Source organism: Acinetobacter sp. ANC_7553 (assembly GCF_056779895.1).
The window spans coordinates 142,084-162,753 of the sequence record NZ_JBWYIV010000004.1; the positions used below are offsets into that span (position 1 = coordinate 142,084).

The window sequence follows — 20,670 nt, forward strand, 5'->3', positions numbered from 1 at the left end:
AATGCTTCGCATCTTATGCAAAAATCACTTGGCTGACAAGCCTTTTTCATATTTAACCAAAAGATATGAACAAGTTTTAATCATTGACTTAAAATTTGCGAACTCTTGTTTAGAAATACTCGATTGTGAATAACTTAAGTGCTCGTACAGAATGATAATTTCGAGGAAAACAGCTCTATCATTTTGACTTAAAGGTGATGAAATTCTTTCTAACCATTGTCGAACCGTTTCGTAAGAATAACGGCGATTGTGAAGTCCTAATTTTCTATTAAAAACATGAAGTACCCAATCGATTTGTGAATAGTGTTTTCTTTTTTTCCTCAACATCCATAGTGCATAACATCCTAATATGCTCAGTGAGCCTACAAGGATAATCACAAACACTGAAGCAACTGAATGAATTCCAAATTTAGTCATCCAACTCTGTTGTTGATCAGCGTTATACCCAACAATTTTACTTTGCCATTGATAACTTGCGTAATCACTCCATACGCGAATTTTTGTCAAAAAAGGATATTTTGCAACTGACCAATTTGTATTCTCCGAATAGAGTGTTTGATTATTTTGAATTAAATTTTGCATTCCCTGATCAATACGTTCAGGAGCAATCATTGCAGTGGGATCAATCCTCTGCCATTGACCTCCAAAATATACTTCAGTCCAAGCATGTGCATCTAACTGCCTCACTTCCCAACTTTTTTGGTCTGGCGCAAATTGACCTCCTTGATAACCTGTCACGACTCGGGCTGGAATACCGACATAACGCATCATCATGACAAAACTAGAAGCAAAATGCTCACAAAATCCTTGTCGTGAATTAAACATAAATGCATCTATCCGATCACCACTCAAAACACCGGGAGATAAAGAATACTGAAAGCTATTTTGCTTAAACCAGTCTAAAACTTGCTGGATATAACGCTCTGGCTGCTCTCCACTTTTAATAAATAAGTCCCATGCTAAACTTTGACTTTTGATATCGCGCTGACGGAGATACTGGGTGTAATACTGAATTTGAAACTGACTAAGTTCATGATTTATTTTCGTCCCACGCCCCAACCAAACTAAGTTTATAGGTTGAGCCGTTTGAATAGGTCGTTGAGCTGAAATACCACCGTCATAACGGAGATAATAATTTCGTTGTTGAGGTACAGATTGCTCTAATCCCATGATCCATTCTACAGAAGGATCTTTAGCCAAATACTGATATTCAACTTTTTGATTTAAATTAGAAAGTTGATAAGAGTTTAACTCATTTAGCCCTCTATTAAATCCATGACTCGTCCATTTTTGACCATCATATTGATCTAAGACCAAAGCTCGCCAATACATTTCTGAACGCGTCGGTAATTTTGTGATATCACCAATAATACGAAATGCCAATTCATTTGACTGAGACAGCTCAGCAATGTCACCTGGGGACATAGAGTCACTGATTCCTGTCATCCCCTTATTTTGTTGAATGGGGATATGCCAGAGCGGAGGTAATCGCGGGAAAAAAATAAAGAACAATATAAAAAAAGGAATTGCCAATCCGATGAATTTACCGACATGAATGATATCGTGCTTTAAGCCATTTTTAGTTTCAGGAGTGGACAGAAACTCCGCGGTTTGAATTCTATAAAGTCCTACAAAACAGCTCACTAAGCACAGCACCACTCCCAAAGCAACATACAACGTTTGACTGTATAAAAACGTACTTGCCGCCACGAATAAGGCAAAATTAAAAACGATGATCAAATCACGTTTTTTTTGGGTTTCTAATGCTTTTGCAAATAGAAAAGTTGTCAGCGATGCTACCCCAGCCTCAACACCAACAAAGGTATGGTAATGCAGATAAATCGCGCCAAGTGCAATTGCTGTAAAACTAAATTTTATTGCTTTGGAGACATTTTTTTTACTTTTTTGAATATGCCATAAATACATGAGCTCAATACAGAGCACCAAAAATAAAGCATAAGGCAGATAAATAATCTGGATAAATAAAATGAGTGCCAAACTCACTAGCATGGATTGTGAAACTTTAGGATGTACCATATATCTAAACCTATTTTCTATTTCACACTTTATGCCTGAGCAAGCAGAATTTTAGCCTGCTTGATATGCTCAGTTCCAAACCCTTGATTCAGTTCGGCATGAGGTAACACCAGCTTAAAAGGGATTTGTAATTGCTCACACTGCTCCACCACACCCATCATATATTTGAGCTTTTCTTCATGCTCGATTGACGGCATATGATGATAATGAATATCAACACATCGATCCTGTTGATGCTCTTCAAAAACTTTAATATACAAACCTTGTCCACGAGCAGCCTGCTTCCAAGATACACTTTGTAATGAGTCGCCGACCTGAAAACTTCTTAATTCTTTAAACTCATCTTTTTCCTGATCCAATACAAATGCATTTGAAAAGCTTGTATTCGGATTTATTTTGGCTTGAGGCGCAATCCATGCATGTCGTCCATGAAAGATATAAGTCCAAGCTCGAACAAGACCAAATGGATACACTGAAGCAATGTGTATATCGGGATAGTTATACTGTCCTCGTTGATCAACCTGAATCTGAATAACACATTCAGACTGTTTTTGGTCAATGTGAATGTGCTGTGTCTCAGAATCGATGGAGATCGATAAATAACGTGAATATGAATAAGGTTGATTCAAGTAGATTTTAAATAAAATCGAGTGCCCTACCTGTCCGACTTCATCAGTAATGATGTCTATCTCAAGACCATGCAATTGTTTAAAGGTGATATAAAAACTAATGCATAAGATCGCACTAATTAAAAAGCAGAAACCTAATATCAAATTATTGGCATAGTTAATACCCGCAATAAATGTGATCAAAATCAACACAAGATATAAGAAACCTTGCTGATAAATAAAAATCAAAATATCGCGTTGACCAATTTTTTTACTCTGCTCAAACCGAAATCTTTTTTTTAACCATTGCTTCCAGATACTGGTCACCTGCATACCCTCAAATCAATTTAACCTGATTCATTAGGGAGACCGTCTCATCCTCACTCAAGTTTAATCGATGAGCGCATACTGCTGAAAATACAGCTTTTACATCATCAGGAATGACAAAAGCTCTGGCATGCACGATCGCTCTCGCTTGTGATGCTCGTTTTAAAGCCAATAATCCACGCGTCGATAAACCATGCGCACTTTTTCGTGTTACCGCAGCCAAATCCAATAAATAGTCTTGAATTGCATCACTTAAATGGACTTGATGAGTCAAGGATTGCAATCTTAGTATTTCAGTCTCATTAAATACATGGATCAACTGTGCGATTAATTTGGCACGTGATTCTTGTTGAAGAAGTATTTTTTCTGCATGGCGAGATGGATAACCAAGAGATAACCGCATGAGGAATCTGTCTAACTGAGACTCTGGTAGTGCATAAGTCCCGCTTTGAAAGAGTGGATTCTGAGTCGCTATCACCCAAAAAGGCTGAGGTAAAGCATATCGCTGTCCATCAATCGTGGCGTAGCCCTCTTCCATCGCTTCTAGCAATGCACTCTGTGTCTTTGGACTACAGCGATTAATTTCATCTGCCAAAAGCACTTGGGTAAAGATAGGTCCGTACTTAAATTCAAACTGATGCTCTTTTTGATTAAAAACATTCACGCCAATCACATCACTGGCGAGCATATCATTGGTAAATTGGATTCTTTGAAATGATAAACCTGATAAAGATGCCAAACTACTGGCCAATGTGGTCTTACCCAATCCAGGTAAGTCTTCAAATAGAATATGACCACCTGCAATTAAACTACATAAAGCCAATTCAGTTTGCGTATTTTTATCCAAAACAATTTGATTGATTTGTTCTAGAAATAATGAAATTTTGGGAATAAATGATTGAATCTGAGATTCTACCTCAGGCTGTATAATATCTTTTGATTGAACACTCTGCTTCATTCCCCAAATCATCATTTACACTTCCAAAACGGTATATTTCTACCATACAGGTTTTTTTTATTTTCTCAAATATTTCTAATAATCAGTGTATTAAAGAATGAGTTTTAAACTTAATGCTGAATAAGCTTCAACTGTTTGAGCATCTCTTCAGGTCCAATTTGAAGGCTTGAATTATTGTTTTCCGCCAGCTTGATCTGTTCAATAAAATAGCTGTTGATCGGTGCATTCACCCCGAGTGTATTGGCAAGTCTGACCACTTCACCATTAATCCAATCAACCTCCGTCGTGCGCCCTAAATTCAGATCATCCTGCATAGATGAACGAGCTAGTGGATCAATGGCTAACATTTTGCGACTAATCAACTTAAACAACCAGTTAGGAAGTTGAAGAATATGAGGAATGATGTTCGCTGGTACAGGCGTTAATTGTGCGGGTTGAATATTTGCCTGCTTTAAAATTCGAAGCGTCTCTAACTGTGCCTGAGCAAGGCACTTTCTATACATTCGATTAGTAAGTTGATTTCTTAAAGTTAGACCAGATAAAGCGTTAATCGAATTGTTCAAGTTGAATAAGACTTTAGCCCACTGTACCTCTAACATATCATCACGGAATTCAACTTGCAGTTTCGCCGCATCTAACACTATTTTTAGCTGATTACTTTCTACAAATTTTTTTATCATTAATGTTCCATCAGAACCTTGATGGAAATGAGACGGTTTGAGTTCTGCGACATTAAATGGAACCATTCCTTCCATAATCTCCCATTCTGGCAGCATTTTTTTTAACCGTGGAACATTACTCACCCCATTTTGAAAACTGATGAGACTCGGTTTATTGAGAGTGTCACAGCTTCGTATTTCAGATGCCACTTGCTCTGTCGCTGCTGATTTTACACAAATCATGACTAAGTCCGTGTCTAAGACTTCTGCTAGATTTGTTGTAAGTCTTAATTGATCTGGAGTGAGCTTATGATGGTAGCCGTTTAAATCACTGAGCTCCAATCCATTTTGGCTTAATTTTTGATAGCTTCTTTCCCTACAGTAAAATGTCACCTGATGGCCTGCTGCGACCATTCTTCCACCGATATAACAGCCAATCGATCCTGCACCATAAATTCCAATTTTCATGTTTTTATCCTTTGTTATTGATCAAGAGTATACGAGTTTCAGAACAATAAATTTGTCAGGTTTTATACAATTAAAACAAATAAAAAACGACACCTCAGTGCCGTTTTTTATTTAATATTAGAAAATTAACATGGACATTTTTTCATACCGCCTGCTGCACTTGGATAGCGTGCATCGACACAATAACGATGAAAAGTTTTTTCATCCATTGGCTCTAGGTCAGGGTGATGCTTTTTCATATGCTCTACATAGTTTTGGTAATCTGGGACACCCACCATTAAACGAAAACTTTGTTGTAGCCGCTGCCAAATCAGTTGAACTGTTTTGATTCCATTCAACATTAAAAACTTCTTCGGCTGAGCCAAAATCGTGAATTTAATGATTTTACCCAATGCCAGCTTTTGACGAATTTGTTCTTTCAAACTCATTTGGTCTCTCCTGCAGGGACTTGATCAGTATAAATTGCTTCAGCTTCCTGAGCCGTTGGCTGCGGATTTGCTAAAGCACGACGAATCACTTTAATGGCAGCAAACAACATCACCACAGCAACAATCATAAAGAATGCACATAACGCAGCATTAATCTGATTAGATAAAGCAACAGTTTGCATTTCCGCAATGGATTTCGCAGGCGCTAAAATTTCGTTTCGCTCAATAGCCGCATTGAAACGATCTGCTTGTGCCAAGAATCCAATTTTTGGATTTTCATGGAAGATTTTTTGCCAACCAGCAGTCATCGCTGTAATGAAGAGGAAAATCGTTGGAACAATGGTGACCCACACATATTTTTCTTTCTTCATTTTGAACAAAATGACAGTACCCAGCATCAGCGCCATCGCAGCTAAAATTTGGTTACCAATACCAAATAATGGCCACAAACTATTGATACCGCCCAGTGGATCAACTACACCTTGATATACAAAGAAACCCCAGCCTGCCACTGCAACGGCAGTACCAATCAAGTTGCCCACAAACGACTTAGAGTTTTTAACCGCAGGGACAACAATACCCACAGTATCTTGAACCATAAAACGGCAAGCACGTGTTCCTGCATCAACAGCAGTTAGAATAAATAGCGCTTCAAACAAGATCGCAAAGTGATACCAAAATGCCATCATTTCACGACTATTAAAAATTTCAGTGATGATGTGCGCCATACCAATCGCAAACGTCGGTGCACCACCAGTACGAGAAAGAATTGTGCTTTCACCAACCTCTTGAGCAAGTAGTGTTAAAGCTTCAGGTGTAACCACAAATCCTAAATTACGTACCGCCTCTGCGGCACTTTCAACCGTCGTTCCTATCACCGCAGCTGGAGAGTTAATGGCAAAATAAACGCCTGGATCCAAGATCGTTGCACAGATCATCGCCATGATTGCGACAAATGATTCCATCAACATACCGCCGTATCCGATCATCCGGATATCGCGTTCATTATTTACGAGCTTAGGTGTAGTTCCTGATGAAACCAATGCATGGAAACCTGAAATTGCACCACAGGCAATGGTAATAAATAAGAATGGGAAAAGTGATCCAGAGAATACAGGTCCCGTACCATCTACGAAGTGGGTAATTGCAGGCATTTTTAATTCAGGCATCGCAAATACGATACCCAATGCTAAACCTGCAATCACGCCAATTTTCAAGAAAGTCGATAAATAATCACGTGGAGCCAATAACAACCATACTGGTAATACAGAAGCGATGAAACCGTAGATAATCAATGCCCATGTTAACTCTGTACCAGATAAAGTGAATAATTGCCCCCAATAAGGATGTTGAGCAATATTTTCACCGTAGATGATACCTAGCATCATCAGTACAAAGCCAATGATTGAAACTTCGGCAATCTTTCCTGGACGGATATATCGCATATATACGCCCATAAATAATGCAATTGGAATGGTGGCAGCAATACTAAACACACCCCATGGACTATTGGTTAATGCTTTAACCACCACGAGTGCAAGCACAGCTAGGATAATGATCATTACCCCTAATGCGCCAAGCATCACAATAATTCCTGCAAATGAACCCAGTTCTTGTTTTGCCATTTCACCCAGTGAACGTCCGTCACGGCGTGTAGAAATAAATAAAACTAGAAAATCTTGGACTGCACCTGCCAGTACAACACCGACTAACAGCCAAATCGTTCCTGGTAAATAACCCATTTGCGCAGCAAGAATAGGCCCAACTAACGGACCAGCACCTGCAATCGCAGCAAAGTGATGACCAAACAGAACACTTTTATTTGTAGGCACATAATCTAGACCATCCGCTAGACGGTGCGCAGGTGTTAAACGCCGAGCATTTAACTCGAATACTTTATTAGCAATAAATAAACTATAAAAACGATATGCAATACTGTAAACACAGACTGCAGCGAGTACGAGCCAAACTGCGTTGACATGTTCTCCACGACTAACCGCTAATATTCCAAAGGACACTGCGCCAATTATGGCCACAATAATCCAAATCAATTTCGAAGCCATGGATGACTTCGGTTGTATTTGATCCATATCAAACCCTCATTATTTCGTATTTGCAATCAGCTCAATTTTATTATTCGTGTTACTGCTGTTTTCCCTTGCGACTATACTCCTCAATAATTCTTCTTTACCTTAGACCTTGGCATTAAAAAAGGGATGATTGTCATCATCCCTTTCGATAATAGTATAAATTTACACCATTATGCACGTTCTAAGTATTCACCAGTACGTGTGTCAACACGAACGCTTTCTTCTTGTTGAACGAATAATGGAACACGTACTACAGCACCTGTTTCAAGTTTCGCTGGTTTACCACCACCGCCAGAAGTATCACCACGTACACCTGGATCAGTTTCAACAATTTTTAATACCACGAAGTTAGGTGCATTCACTGTTAAAGGAACACCATTCCATAACATGATTGTGCATTTTTCGTTTGAATCGTCTTTCAACCATTTCGCAGCATCACCCATTGCAACTTTATCAGCCGCAATTTGCTCGAAAGTTACAGGATCCATGAAATTCCATAGTTCGCCGTCGTTGTATAAGTAGTCCATTTCTACTTCTACGATATCTGCAGCTTCTAAAGAATCACCAGATTTGAATGTTTTTTCTAATACTTTACCTGATTTAAGGTTACGTAATTTAACACGGTTGAACGCTTGGCCTTTACCTGGTTTAACGTATTCGTTTTCCATGATTGAGCATGGGTTACCATCAAGCATTACCTTAAGGCCAGACTTGAAATCGTTCGTAGAATAATAGGCCATGAGAGGCTCACTCCAAACTTACTAACTTTAATCTATTAATGCGATGGGCTGCTACACTGTCATTTAGCAAGTCTGACAGGTGCATGATATGCCACATGCACATGCATTTATGTTGCGTATTCTAAATGACCAACCTACTCTGCCGCAATGATAAATTCCGAAATACAATGTTTAAGCTGTCTAAGTTCCATGCAGAACTACTGTTGTAGACTTAATTTGATCATCTTTAGGCTTGAGTATTTTCATCCCGACATTCAATAAAGAAGGCTTAATCAGGACACAACTGAGTTTTTCAATGGGATTTGATTTAAAATGAAGCCTTTCATCTCCCTCTAAATTTAAACTGTATGACCCACTATTTGTATCAAGAGCAACATTGGCAAAATCAACTCAGCGATTTAATCACTGACCCACATGAGCTCATTGAACTCTTGGAATTGCAACCTGAAGATTTAATACATGGTGCAATTTTGGCATCAGCCCAATTTAAATTAAGAGTCCCTCGCGCCTTCGTCGCGAAGATGCAAAAATCTAATCCTGATGATCCACTGTTACTTCAAGTACTCCCTCATCATCTGGAGCTAAATGAACATCCTGATTTTGTAACAGACCCCCTTGATGAGGAGGCTGCCAATTTAATCCCAGGTGTATTGCATAAGTATCAGTCACGTTTTTTACTGACTTTAACGGGTGCCTGTGCTGTTCATTGTCGTTATTGTTTTAGACGTCATTTTCCATATCAAGAAAATTTACCTAAAAATGACGACTGGGAAAAAATACAAGACTACTTACTCGCTCATCCAGAAATCAATGAAGTGATCTTAAGCGGAGGTGATCCCCTAACACTTTCAAATCGTAAACTTGCCATTTGGATCGACAGATTAAGTTCAATTCCACATCTTAAAATTTTGCGTATTCACTCTCGAGTTCCAATCGTTCTTCCAAATCGGCTTGATGATGAACTTATTTCTCTCTTAAAAAACAGTAGGCTACGTATTATTCTGGTGGTACACTCAAACCATGCTGCTGAAATTGATAACTTTACCGCTTCGAAATTAATGCAAATTTCACAACAAAATATTTTGGTGTTGAATCAAGCTGTGTTATTAAAAGGTATTAATGATCATCCTGATATTTTGGTTGATCTAAGTCATCGATTATTTGATGCGCGTGTGATGCCTTATTATTTACATGTGTTGGATAAAGTAAAAGGTGCTCAGCATTTTGATTTACCAAGTGAATCTATTGATTCAATCTATAAAGAGGTTTTGGCAAGGTTGCCTGGATACTTGGTTCCAAAGCTGGTTAGAGAAATTGCGGGAGAACAGAATAAAACACCGCTTTATGGAGTTGCCACTTTTTAGAGACTCATTTACATGCTTCAGGCTCAGATTTCAGAAATTTTTCACTATCCTACTGCCTTGACTCGAGATCAACTGAGTTTTGCAAATGCAAATGTTCAGGACTTGGGTTTTTGGGCATCTCAACTTTCAATTATGCAATTAGGTGACACCTCTGAAGCGGTGTTGAAAGCCCTCTATGAAATCGCTGAACTCAAATGTTCGGAAACATTGCGCTTTGATCTTATTCAAGCACTACACCCTTTGATCGAAAATATTTTAGAGAGACTTGAAAAAAACTTTTTAAATCAAGGTCTTTTTCTATCTGACCGTAACAAAGATATTATAGAGTTAACCACCCGTCTAAGAACATTATTTGCTGATATCTATATAGATATTGCACAGCGCAGTGAAATGCAGCTAAAACAACAAAAGTTTTCTATTTTGAAGTTTGCTCAAAAGCGTAATGTGAAAACTGCACGACTCCTTTCCAGTTATTACGCTCTTCAACAATTGGGTTTATTGTTAGTACAACAACAGATGCTTTATCGTTCTGCCTTGTCTAAGCAATGGTTAATGACCCATTATCTGTATGATTTAGCATTAAAAAACCAAGAACACACGGTTAACATTAATTTATTACAAGGCACTCATCACGCTTTAAAAAATATTCAACAGTGCTATGCCCAAGTCTTATTATTAGAAATATTTAATACTCACCAAATTCGTCCTTCTGAGATCTACGCGCTCTATCAATGCACAGTGGATTGGGCGCAACTAGTGCAAGTTTTACCACGTGAAACCACTTTATCTCGTTACGTCATTGATACCACTAAAGATCATCCGCCAGTTTACAACCGTAAACACCATGAAAGTTTTAAACCAAACATTTTTGTGGCAACCCAATCGTTGCTTGAGCATGTCAACTTAACCATTCAAAAGGACAATGAATATTTATCTAAGAAAGAGAAAGCTTATTTAACTGCACCTCTTAAATTTCATGTTCAAAATGTTTTAGGCTCGACCATTGAACGTAGACATGAGCGTTATGAACATTCCGCTCAGTTACAACTCTGCTTCAGTTTACTTACAGCACATTATTATCTCTCTAAAACCAAAACTTTTAGCGAAACCTTGCGACTAACACCGCCTAAATCAAAATCAGAAGACGAGTTTGCGTTTACATATTTAAATGACTACCCAGATGCCTATACAGACAAATCAAACAAAGTTCTAGATAAACAGGCACGTCAAATCCATGCGGCTCAAGTTTTAGATATCAGTTTAAATGGCTATCGCGTACGTTGGTTAGAAGAAGAAGCACCACCAAATTTAAGAACAGGTGAATTTATCCTAATCAATGAGGGGGTGAACAGCAAATGGAAAGGTGGTGTAATTCGTTGGATCAAACAATCTGTTAAAAAAAGCTATGAACTTGGGCTTGAAGTGATTGGACCCGACATCCACCCTTGCGCCGCTAAAGTTTATACAGATCGAAGTTCTTTTAATTATCATCCATGTTTATTTGTACATACCTTGAAGATTGATGCTCCACAGCATTCTCTTATTTTGCCAAATTTACAGTTTTTCAAAGAACAACAATCTATTTATTTACGCTTAACTGATCAAGATATCAAAGTAGAATTGATAAAGACCATGCTCATCACACAAAGTTTTGTTCAATTTGAATTTGAATTATTTAATGATGAGCAGCAATTTCTGATTGATGAATTTTTACAACATCAAAACCTTGAATCAAATCGTTTTCAAGACGTATGGGAAGCATTGAAGTGAAAAACCTACTTCTATCAACACAATTAAAGCAATCTGGAATGCGCTTACTCATTGTCGATGATAATCAGATTCGTTATAACCATATTATCTCTTTACTCGAAAAACGCGAGTACAAGGTAGAAGCAGTGCTACTCGATGATCAAGTGAGTCTTGAAAAGCAACTTCATTTAGATTGGGATTTAATTCTGTTTGGTCGTGCCTATGAACTGACCTTAACTCATTTTCTTCGACTGCTTGCAGATTCTGATAAAGCTTTTACCCCAACACTTTATCTAGCTCCAGAAGCTCTAGAAATGTCTGAAGTAAAACTCATTTCGATGGGCATCTATGATGTTTTAAATATTGATCAACCTGAACAATGTTTACTTAAAATTATTCGAGCATTGGCTTTTAGTCGCTTACAAAAAAATCAGATGCAATTAACGGATGAACTGAAACACAATGTTCAAATTAAACAAAATTGGATCGAAGAGCATAAAAAAGCAGTTGCAATCATAGAAGAAGGAATTATCGTTGAATGCAACCATGAGTTTACGCATTTATTTGGCTTCAACACGTGTGATGACGTTATTGGATCCCCGCTCATTGATTTAATACAACCTGAGGATATTCAATCTTTTAAAGCACGATTTAAAAAATTAGCTTTCGGTAAATTTGAGTACGGTCCTTTTGAACTGATTTCTCTTAATCCACAGTTAACACTTCAAAATCCAGTCCAAATTGAATGTAATCCTACAGATCAAAATCAAATCATTGAAATTACGATTTCAACGCATTTTCAACAGGATGATCAACCATTTAGTCCTCAACTTGAGACTGCACCTCACCAAGACAGTAGAATTGCACCACACACAACATTGGCAAAAATTTTACAACATCTTGAAGAACACCCTGCTCAAGAAAATGCTTTGGTCATCTTCAGCCTAGCCAGTTGTCCAGACTATATCTTGAGTTCTGATTGGGATACTTTTAAAGGCTATTTCGGCAAACTTTCAGACTTTATTCTCGAACAGACCAATGGCGCTGTATTTAAAATTGAAACAGCCCTGTATGCCACTATCATTCAAGCTGAAACGATTGAAGTTCTAAAATCAAGACTCTCTGCGCTACATGCGCTTGAAAAACCTAGACTCGTCAATCTGGGAGATCAAACCTATCAACAGCATGTCAAAATTGGTTATAGCCTCTTCAAACTGTCAGATTTAAATGTAGATAATTTTGAACAGCTCATTGCAAATGCTTATAACACTGCCCTACCCAATTTATTGAGCAATGATGCTGCTTTAGAGACAACGCTTGAAGAAATTGAAGAGATTCATTTTGAAGTTACTCAAGCAGATGAGCCGACCGCTATTCAGTTGAATACACCTTCTTCTGAAGTAGAACCTGATCATTCAACAGAATTTGTATTTCAAGCAATTGAAGAATTTGTACAGTCAGACGAAGTTCACGGCGATATCCTAGTACATCTTCGTAAAGTTCTTGAACGTGATCAAATTACGCTAAAGTTCCAACAAATCTATGATAAAGAAGACACTAGTCTTAATACCTATGAAGTAAGCAGCGGGTTTATTTTTGAAAATCAATGGATTCAATTGGACGATATTGAAGAATTGGTGGATGACCCTGAGTTGTCTATTAAAATTGACCGATGGATTTTGGTTGAGGCAGCAAAGCAACTGCACAATTTTTTAACACAATATCCTGAAGCTAAACTGATTATTAATTTACGACACCATGTTCTTTTAAAGCATCATCAACTGGCAGAATTAATTTCAAAACTGCTCATGATTGTAGGAGCAAAAGCACCTCAACCACTGATTTTACAGTTTAAAGAAAAATACATTGCTCAACATTTAAATGAAATTCTGCCTGCGATTGAGGTATTGAGAGCGCAAGGCGCAGATATTGCCGTTTGTGAGTTTGGATTAAGTAAATGTAGCGATCTCATTCTCAAAGTTGCCAATATTCAGAATTTCACGCTGCATGAAGAATTCACAGATAATTTAAATACTGAAGAAGGTATTGAACGTTTTAAACAGGCGATTGAATACTTCAATAGTCATCGATCAGTCAATTTATTACTCAAAAATCTCAATGATATGAATAGCTTTGCCAACGCGTGGAATGTCGACGTGAGATTTTTACAAGGTGATTATTACCAGCGTAAATTGGATCAGCTCATGAATGTTCAAGATCAAAGTTAATTCCAAATTTTGGACATAAAAAAACAGGCTGAACGCCTGTTTTTTTTATTTTGGGTATTAACGTTTGATAGAACGTGACATACCAGCAAAACGTTGTTTGAACTTGTCGATACGACCGCCAGTGTCAACGTTCTTTTGCTTACCAGTATAGAATGGGTGGCAAGCTGAGCATACGTCTAGGTAAAGTGTTTCTTTACCAACAGCTGAACGAGTTTCGATTACGTTACCGCAAGAGCAAGTAGCAACTAATTTTTCGTATTTTGGGTGAATATCGGCGCGCATGGTCGATTCTCCATAGAGTTAAGAAGGCTTTAGCTGTCATCGCAATTGATCACTCTCTTCATCCATTACAACAGATGCAGAGGAAAGGCTGAAATACAGCAGATCAACACCATAACAGACCATTCTTTTGGCCCACCGAGACGGCTTCCGTCAGAGCTAAGCACAACAAGTGGACGACATTATACTCCACTTTATTTTAGATAGCGAATTTTTCCTTTAAGACTTTTCAATTTGCTTGGACCAATGATTCGCAATAATTCCGCACACCATTAATTGGATCTGATGGAAAATCATAATTGGCAATATGATCATCCCCATAGGTTGTCCAATGAAAAGAATTTGCGCCATAGGCACTCCACTTGCGAGTGTTTTCTTAGAACCACAAAAAAATACAGCGATTTGATCGGCACGATTAAATCCAAACCACTTTGGGGCGTGATAGGCTAAAAGCATAATCAAAGTCAGAAGCACAGAGCATGCAATAATTAACCACATTAAGGTCACCCCACTGACTTCATTCCATAGACCTGCTACGACTGCACTACTGAATGCGCCATACACCACCAAAAGAATTGAGCCTTGATCAAAAGTTTTGACAATACTCGGGGCTTTTTGAATCAGTGGAAAGACGATAGGACGCAATAATTGTCCCAAAATAAATGGAACCAATAACAGCAGAATAATTTTGACGATCGCACTGGTTGGATCAAACCCATGATCAGACTGGCCTAAAATAAATAAGGTCACTAATATAGGTGTGATAAACATACCAATAATATTAGAGAATGAAGCACTACACACAGCACTTGCGACATTACCACCTGCTACAGAAGTAAATGCAATAGAAGACTGAACTGTTGAGGGTAAGAAGCACATAAACAAGAAGCCCCAATACAGTTCTTGTCCAAGTAGCGGTAGCAATACAGGTTCAGCCATTAATCCTAGAATTGGGAAAACTGCAAACGTCAGTGCAAAGACCAAACTGTGTAATTGCCAATGTTTAATGCCTTGAATCACCGCTTCACGTGATAACTTTGCACCATGTAAAAAAAATAGGATTGCAATTGCAATCGTGGTGAAATAAGAAAAATAGTGAGCAGCAACACCTGAAATTGGCATCACTGACGCTAAAATCACCATAACAAACAGCAATATCGTGAAACGATCTAACGCTAAGAGCTTTAGCACCCCATATCCCTCTTTTTATTCTATCTGAATTGAAAATAAGCCCAATACACATTGATTGGGCTTATCTTTAAAATTTTACTCACAAATCAGCGAGTGAAATTTAATTATTTCTCGCGTTACTGTCTTGTTGAATAAGTTCAATCTTGTAACCATCTGGATCTTCCACAAAAGCGATTACGGTTACGCCGCCTTTCATTGGTCCAGCTTCACGGACAACGTTACCACCACGTGCTTTGATTTCTTCACACGCTTTATACGCATCATCCACTGCGATCGCAATATGACCATACGCATTACCCAGCTCATAGCTGTCTGTATCCCAGTTATGCGTTAGCTCAAGAACAGTATTGTTTTCTTCATCACCATAACCCACAAAGGCTAAAGTGAATCGACCTTCTTCATAATCGCGTTTACGAAGCAAAGTCATACCGAGTACTTCAGTATAGAACGCCAATGAACGCTCTAAATTGCCTACACGTAACATGGTATGTAACATTCGCATAAAATTTACCTATTGATTGAAAGATGTACTTTTCAACTGATTTAACAATTTCGCCACCCAAATAACAAGTAACAAAATAGGTAAACCCATTAAAAAAGTCATAAAGAAGAATGATGAATAACCGAAGTTTGTCACTATTGTACCTGAATAGCCACCAATCATCTTTGGAAGTAATAACATCAATGAACTAAAAATTGCATATTGCATTGCTGTAAATGAAACGCTAGTCAAACTCGATAGGAATGCAATAAATACTGCACCAGCAAGTCCTGATGCGAGATTGTCAAATACAATGCCCATCACCAGCCACACCTTGCTATAAGGGACAACCACTTTACCTTTGAGTTCGACTATTTGATCACTATCAACTTGAACAGCTGGAAGATCAGATAAAGTCATACGTGACTTCGGTTGGATCGCTGAAACTGTTTTATAAATATGATCTTGGGTTAATTCATGCGCCTGACCTGCATGCTGCACGACCGCTTGCACCGTAAATTTAGTGTGGTCTTTTAGACTGTCTCCGGGGACGACCACGCTCCAATTATTTTGATCCAACTTCGCAGGTATCACTTGCTGATTTGAAATACGAATATTCAGTGTTTGTAGTGTGCTGTCAGCTTTTAAGTTCGAGAGTTGACCGCGAATAATGACATCCTTGCTTAACTCATCTTGGTAGAGAATATCGTCCCCTCCAATGGCTTGGATGAAAATCTGAGAATCATCTTGACTCAAGTAGCGTTGAAGCGGGATTTCAACATTCAGGGCTTTATCATAACCATTAGGGGTGGATAACACTTGAATAATATTATGTTCAGCAAAATTAGATGCAGGGAGCTTTAAAGACCAGTTCCCAACTTCATCGGGAGTCACTTGATGCTGTTGACCTCCCATTTTTACCAAGACTTGATTCATCGCTGGTCCAGATTTCACGAGCCCCACAAAGATGAGATTGGTCGTGCTGGCAACAATAGCGCCCACCAACATCATTTTCATAATGTTATAACGCTGAGCTAATAAGCCTCCAAGGAAGCCACCTAAAATTACAAAAAAAATGGCGAAAAACTTGTTAAACCAAGCGATTTCTTCTTTATCAAAATTCAAATCAAGATAAAAAAGATTGGCGACCACCCCAGCGACAATATCTGAAATTCGATAAAAACCAATGAGTAATAAAATAGCTAAAGCAACTTTCAAACCATAACGTTTGAAGAAATCTAAAATCGGTGATAGCCATGTCTCGACGACTATTTTTTCATCAATGAGTTTTGCTCGGGTTAATCCAAATACGACCAACACAGCCAACGCCACACTCGCGAAGAAACGTAAAACTTGTCCAATAAATGACAAAAAATTACCATCAATATTTAACTGTGAAATCCAAGCACCAAATTGGAGAAACCCACAAACGAAGACTACTGTTGAAATCACAAAGACGATAAATAACTGAAAATAATCCTTTGCTTGATATTGATGAGGTTCTTGATTTACTACCGGTTCATGAATCACTAAGGTCGTCACAATCCCGATCATCATCAATCCAGCCATGAGTAAATAGGTAGACTGCCACGCCTCATAAATATAGTTACCCATGGCTGTACCAAGTGATGCAGCGAAGAGTAATGCACCGAGCTGAGTTACGATGGTCGCAATTCGATAACCTGCGTTATAGGTCGAAGCCATAACCGTCTGAACACTCGTATCTTGTGTCAACTCAATACGATAAGCATCCACGATAATATCTTGTGTCGCTGATGAGAATCCTAGAAAGATTGCGGATATCGCCATGAACGTTAAACTTGAAAATGGCCCTACACTTCCTCCATGAATACTCGGATCAGTAAATGCCATTGAACAAATAGCAATTGCGACCAAAATCTGTGAAACCAACAACCACCCTCGTCGTTTACCCAATTTCCTTGTTAAATAAGGTAATGGTAATCGGTCAATCAAAGGTGCCCAAATGAACTTGAAGGCATAAGCTAAGGCTGCCCATGAAAACATGGTAATGGTACTACGCTGAATACCGGCTTCACTCAACCAGAAAGATAGAGTTGAAAAAATCAGAAAAATTGGGATACCTGATGAGAAACCCAAAAAAAGCATAATGATCGCGCGTCGATCAAGAAAGGCTTTAAATGCCGAAGTCCATCCAGCTGATTCTGGTGACGAAGATTGTGATGTCATTGCGTTGTTATTTTCAGTGAAAAGTACTCTCGCTATTCAACTCTGTAATGCGCTTGGTTTCAATATAATTTACGCAAACTTCACCGAGTATTTCATCAATTTGATCTATCTCAACTTGATATTTTTGGCTAAACCTGTATACCTTAAACTATCAAATGTAAATTATAGTTTTGGATTTCACCTGTGACCCAGAGACACGATCAAATTAGTTCCACCGCAGTAGCTTTAACCACGACATCCACAAACTTAGAACAAAACTCGCAAAACAAGCTCCTATCCGTATTTGAACTTGAAGCCACGCAAAACACCTTGAATGCAACAGCACTCAAACCAGAACAACTGACGCATATTCCAAATTATGACAATATTCCTGCGTCTACAAAACGTATCAAGCCTCTTAATAATTTTTTAGGACAAGATCGTGCTAAAGCATCTGTAGAAGCAGGCATTGCCCTTCCATACTCAGGCTATAACATATTTGCTGTGGGTACGGCAGGGTTGGGTAAACGCACCATGATCAAGCGCTTACTCCAACAACATGCCAAAGATATGCCTACACCGGATGATTGGGTTTATGTATACAACTTCAAAAATGCACGCAACCCAATTGCGCTTAACTTTCCTGCTGGACAAGGTGCAAAGTTTCAAAGTACGCTACATCAAACATGGCAAACCATTTTCAAACAGCTCGAACGTCGTTTTAGTGCTGAAACGTATCACAATCGGATTGAAAAAATTCGTTTAACGACAGGTCATGAACAACAACAAGCTTTGATTGAGCTCACCAAAGAAGGTGAAGAGCTTGATTTAAAGTTGATCAGTCGTAATGAAGAACACTGCTTTATTCCTGTTCATCTTAAAGACAATAAAATTCAAGAGATGTCTCAAGATGACATCAATGCACTGAGTAGCAAAGAACGTTCTGAAATTGCGTCCAATATCCGTTATATGGATAAAAAGCTTGAGCGTTTAGGTTTACAGATTGGTGATCTCGAAGATGAAGCCCGAGATATGGTGTCTGAGTTGAATCGTGACATTGCCAAACAAGTCATTATTCCTCGCATGGAACATATTTTAAATAAATTTCCAGATATCAAACATCTTGAACAATATTTAAAATTATATGCTCAAGATATTATCGACAATGTGGAAACCGTACTAGAACAGGAAGAAAGTGATTTTTCACCTGCATTATTTAACCGTGTCCCTGCGCGTTATCAAGCAAATTTAGTCATTAGCAACAAGCCAAATTCTGGGGCACCAGTCATCTTTGAAGATTTCCCCACACATTACAACTTACTTGGCCATGTTGAACAATTAACGCAAAATGGCACTATCAGCACTGATTTTACTTTAATACGACCTGGTGCACTGCATCGTGCCAATGGTGGTTTTTTAATGCTTGAGGCTGAGCAGCTTTTAGAACAACCTTATGCATGGCAAGGACTCAAACGAGCGATTAAGTCTGGTCAAATTAAACTCTCATCTCTAGAGCACATGCTAACGCTGACGGGCAGCATTTCAATTGAGCCAGCATCGATTCCATTACAATTGAAAGTCATTTTAATGGCTGAACCAGAAATCTATTATGAGATTCTGGAGGTGGAGCCTGAGTTAGGAAGTATCTTTAAAATTCGAGCTGATTTTACTGACACATTACAACGTAATGACGAAAATGAACAAGCTTATATGCATTTGATTGCAGACTATGTTCAATCCTCTAAACTGCTTCCATTTGATCGCTCTGCCTTGGCTGCTTTACTGACCGACTCAAGTCGTCAAGCAGAGGATCAGAGTTCGTTGTCACTACATGCCTTAACTTTAGGTGATCTGATTCATGAATCTCATCACCATGCATCCAAATCTAATGCAACTATGGTGACAGCAGAACATATCGGCACTGCGCTCAAACACCGCCAATATCGTCTAGGTTATTTACGAGAGTTGTACTGGCAAGATTTATCTCGTGGTACACAGCTTATCGAAACGCGTGGTCATCGACTCGGTCAGATAAATGCTTTGTCCGTAATTCACTACGCCGATGTCGAATTTGGCCTACCATCACGCTTGACTGCATCAGTGTATCAGGGTGGCGGCGATATTTTAGATATCGAACGTAGCGTGGAGTTAGGCGGTTCACTTCATGCTAAAGGTGTACTATTAATGTCGTCTTTCTTAAAGGCACATTTCGGACGTGAACAAACCTTGCACTTCTCTGCCGCTTTGGCTTTTGAACAAAGTTATGGTCAAGTCGATGGTGATAGTGCAACCGTTGCAGAACTCTCCGCTTTAATTTCTGCGATCAGCCAACTGCCGATTGATCAGTCATGGGCGATTACGGGTTCAATGAATCAACTGGGTCAAGTACAACCGATTGGTGGCGTCAATGCCAAAATCGAAGGTTTCTTTGATGCATGTAAACTTCAAGGTTTAACAGGCAAACAAGGTGTCATTATTCCACGTCAAAACATGCAGCATCTAATGTTACGTCAAGATGTGATTGATGCTGTCGAAGCCGGTCAATTCCATATTCATGCCATCAACACAATTGATCAAGCACTTGAGATTCTCATGGCGCGTCCTGTCGGAGAATTAAATAAAAAAGGTCGCTATACCAAAGGTTCAATTTATGCTGCTGTCATGGAGCAGCTAGAATATTGGCAAGCCATTGAAGATGGCGCTGAAATTGAAGAAGAGCCAAAGAAAAAGAAAAAAAAGAAGAAAAAAGACAAAGCTAAAAAAGATAAAGCGATCAATGTTGAAGGACAACCTTCTCAACTCGCTGATGAAACTTCAAACTAGTTTGAAATTTTCAAAAATAAAAAAAGCACCCATCGGTGCTTTTTTTATTGCGC

General features: G+C 38.6%; 15 protein-coding genes. 4 read left to right on the forward strand and 11 right to left on the reverse strand.

Going from position 1 to position 20,670, the window contains the following annotated elements:
- Positions 1 to 24: 24 nt before the first annotated feature.
- From AC1M9I_RS04865 to efp, 7 genes are all read right to left on the reverse strand, one after another.
- A complete protein-coding gene (locus tag AC1M9I_RS04865) occupies positions 25 to 2,037 on the reverse strand; it encodes a transglutaminase TgpA family protein (protein WP_481610745.1) in 2,013 nt (670 codons plus the stop codon).
- A 29-nt stretch (positions 2,038 to 2,066) separates the two neighbouring features.
- Positions 2,067 to 2,972, reverse strand: coding sequence for a DUF58 domain-containing protein (locus AC1M9I_RS04870; RefSeq protein ID WP_481592920.1), 906 nt, complete (start codon positions 2,970 to 2,972; stop codon positions 2,067 to 2,069).
- Positions 2,973 to 2,982: 10 nt separating this feature from the next.
- Positions 2,983 to 3,942, reverse strand: coding sequence for an AAA family ATPase (locus AC1M9I_RS04875; RefSeq protein ID WP_481610778.1), 960 nt, complete (start codon positions 3,940 to 3,942; stop codon positions 2,983 to 2,985).
- Positions 3,943 to 4,040: 98 nt separating this feature from the next.
- Positions 4,041 to 5,057: a 2-dehydropantoate 2-reductase gene (locus AC1M9I_RS04880; protein ID WP_481592919.1), complete on the reverse strand. Its 1,017-nt coding sequence runs from the start codon at positions 5,055 to 5,057 to the stop codon at positions 4,041 to 4,043.
- A gap of 125 nt (positions 5,058 to 5,182) precedes the next feature.
- Entirely contained in the window at positions 5,183 to 5,485 is a 303-nt protein-coding gene (locus AC1M9I_RS04885) for a YbdD/YjiX family protein (RefSeq protein ID WP_481588442.1), read from the reverse strand.
- Positions 5,482 to 7,575, reverse strand: a complete 2,094-nt coding sequence (locus AC1M9I_RS04890) for a carbon starvation CstA family protein (protein WP_481610746.1) — start codon at positions 7,573 to 7,575, stop codon at positions 5,482 to 5,484. Before AC1M9I_RS04890 ends, AC1M9I_RS04885 begins: the two co-directional genes overlap by 4 nt.
- Before the next feature lie 170 nt (positions 7,576 to 7,745).
- On the reverse strand, positions 7,746 to 8,315 hold the full coding sequence (gene efp / locus AC1M9I_RS04895; RefSeq protein ID WP_035265851.1) for an elongation factor P: 570 nt from the start codon (positions 8,313 to 8,315) through the stop codon (positions 7,746 to 7,748).
- A 347-nt stretch (positions 8,316 to 8,662) separates the two neighbouring features.
- Here efp and epmB point away from each other — a divergent pair, with 347 nt between their 5' ends.
- Genes epmB through AC1M9I_RS04910 form a run of 3 tightly spaced genes read left to right on the forward strand, consistent with a single transcriptional unit; the run spans position 8,663 to position 13,656 of the window.
- Positions 8,663 to 9,679 (forward strand): EF-P beta-lysylation protein EpmB, encoded by a 1,017-nt coding sequence (gene epmB / locus AC1M9I_RS04900; RefSeq protein WP_481610747.1) that lies wholly within the window; start codon positions 8,663 to 8,665, stop codon positions 9,677 to 9,679.
- Positions 9,680 to 9,691: 12 nt separating this feature from the next.
- Positions 9,692 to 11,449: a GTPase gene (locus AC1M9I_RS04905; protein WP_481610748.1), complete on the forward strand. Its 1,758-nt coding sequence runs from the start codon at positions 9,692 to 9,694 to the stop codon at positions 11,447 to 11,449.
- Positions 11,446 to 13,656: an EAL domain-containing protein gene (locus tag AC1M9I_RS04910; RefSeq protein ID WP_481610749.1), complete on the forward strand. Its 2,211-nt coding sequence runs from the start codon at positions 11,446 to 11,448 to the stop codon at positions 13,654 to 13,656. The genes AC1M9I_RS04905 and AC1M9I_RS04910 overlap by 4 nt, the downstream gene beginning before the upstream one ends.
- A 57-nt stretch (positions 13,657 to 13,713) precedes the next feature.
- On the opposite strand, the gene rpmE is transcribed toward AC1M9I_RS04910, so the two are convergent.
- The 4 genes from rpmE to AC1M9I_RS04930 all read right to left on the reverse strand — a co-directional run bounded on the left by rpmE (position 13,714) and on the right by AC1M9I_RS04930 (position 17,815).
- Positions 13,714 to 13,938: a 50S ribosomal protein L31 gene (rpmE, locus tag AC1M9I_RS04915; RefSeq protein WP_004971624.1), complete on the reverse strand. Its 225-nt coding sequence runs from the start codon at positions 13,936 to 13,938 to the stop codon at positions 13,714 to 13,716.
- A gap of 216 nt (positions 13,939 to 14,154) precedes the next feature.
- Positions 14,155 to 15,126, reverse strand: a complete 972-nt coding sequence (locus AC1M9I_RS04920) for a bile acid:sodium symporter family protein (protein WP_481592914.1) — start codon at positions 15,124 to 15,126, stop codon at positions 14,155 to 14,157.
- A gap of 100 nt (positions 15,127 to 15,226) precedes the next feature.
- Positions 15,227 to 15,628, reverse strand: coding sequence for a lactoylglutathione lyase (gloA, locus tag AC1M9I_RS04925; RefSeq protein ID WP_481588447.1), 402 nt, complete (start codon positions 15,626 to 15,628; stop codon positions 15,227 to 15,229).
- A gap of 9 nt (positions 15,629 to 15,637) precedes the next feature.
- Entirely contained in the window at positions 15,638 to 17,815 is a 2,178-nt protein-coding gene (locus tag AC1M9I_RS04930) for an AmpG family muropeptide MFS transporter (RefSeq protein ID WP_481610750.1), read from the reverse strand.
- A 183-nt stretch (positions 17,816 to 17,998) separates the two neighbouring features.
- Here AC1M9I_RS04930 and AC1M9I_RS04935 point away from each other — a divergent pair, with 183 nt between their 5' ends.
- Positions 17,999 to 20,617 (forward strand): Lon protease family protein, encoded by a 2,619-nt coding sequence (locus tag AC1M9I_RS04935; protein WP_481610751.1) that lies wholly within the window; start codon positions 17,999 to 18,001, stop codon positions 20,615 to 20,617.
- Positions 20,618 to 20,670: the final 53 nt, after the last annotated feature.

Excerpts from the sequence above, each read along its gene's own strand:
- AC1M9I_RS04930 (WP_481610750.1), bottom strand. The coding sequence starts at position 17,815 with ATGACATCACAATCTTCGTCACCAGAATCAGCTGGATGGACTTCGGCA.
- rpmE (WP_004971624.1), bottom strand. The coding sequence starts at position 13,938 with ATGCGCGCCGATATTCACCCAAAATACGAAAAATTAGTTGCTACTTGC.
- AC1M9I_RS04875 (WP_481610778.1), bottom strand. The coding sequence starts at position 3,942 with ATGATTTGGGGAATGAAGCAGAGTGTTCAATCAAAAGATATTATACAG.
- AC1M9I_RS04890 (WP_481610746.1), bottom strand. The coding sequence starts at position 7,575 with ATGGATCAAATACAACCGAAGTCATCCATGGCTTCGAAATTGATTTGG.
- gloA (WP_481588447.1), bottom strand. The coding sequence starts at position 15,628 with ATGCGAATGTTACATACCATGTTACGTGTAGGCAATTTAGAGCGTTCA.
- AC1M9I_RS04905 (WP_481610748.1), top strand. The coding sequence starts at position 9,692 with ATGCTTCAGGCTCAGATTTCAGAAATTTTTCACTATCCTACTGCCTTG.
- epmB (WP_481610747.1), top strand. The coding sequence starts at position 8,663 with ATGACCCACTATTTGTATCAAGAGCAACATTGGCAAAATCAACTCAGC.
- AC1M9I_RS04880 (WP_481592919.1), bottom strand. The coding sequence starts at position 5,057 with ATGAAAATTGGAATTTATGGTGCAGGATCGATTGGCTGTTATATCGGT.
- AC1M9I_RS04885 (WP_481588442.1), bottom strand. The coding sequence starts at position 5,485 with ATGAGTTTGAAAGAACAAATTCGTCAAAAGCTGGCATTGGGTAAAATC.
- AC1M9I_RS04865 (WP_481610745.1), bottom strand. The coding sequence starts at position 2,037 with ATGGTACATCCTAAAGTTTCACAATCCATGCTAGTGAGTTTGGCACTC.
- efp (WP_035265851.1), bottom strand. The coding sequence starts at position 8,315 with ATGGCCTATTATTCTACGAACGATTTCAAGTCTGGCCTTAAGGTAATG.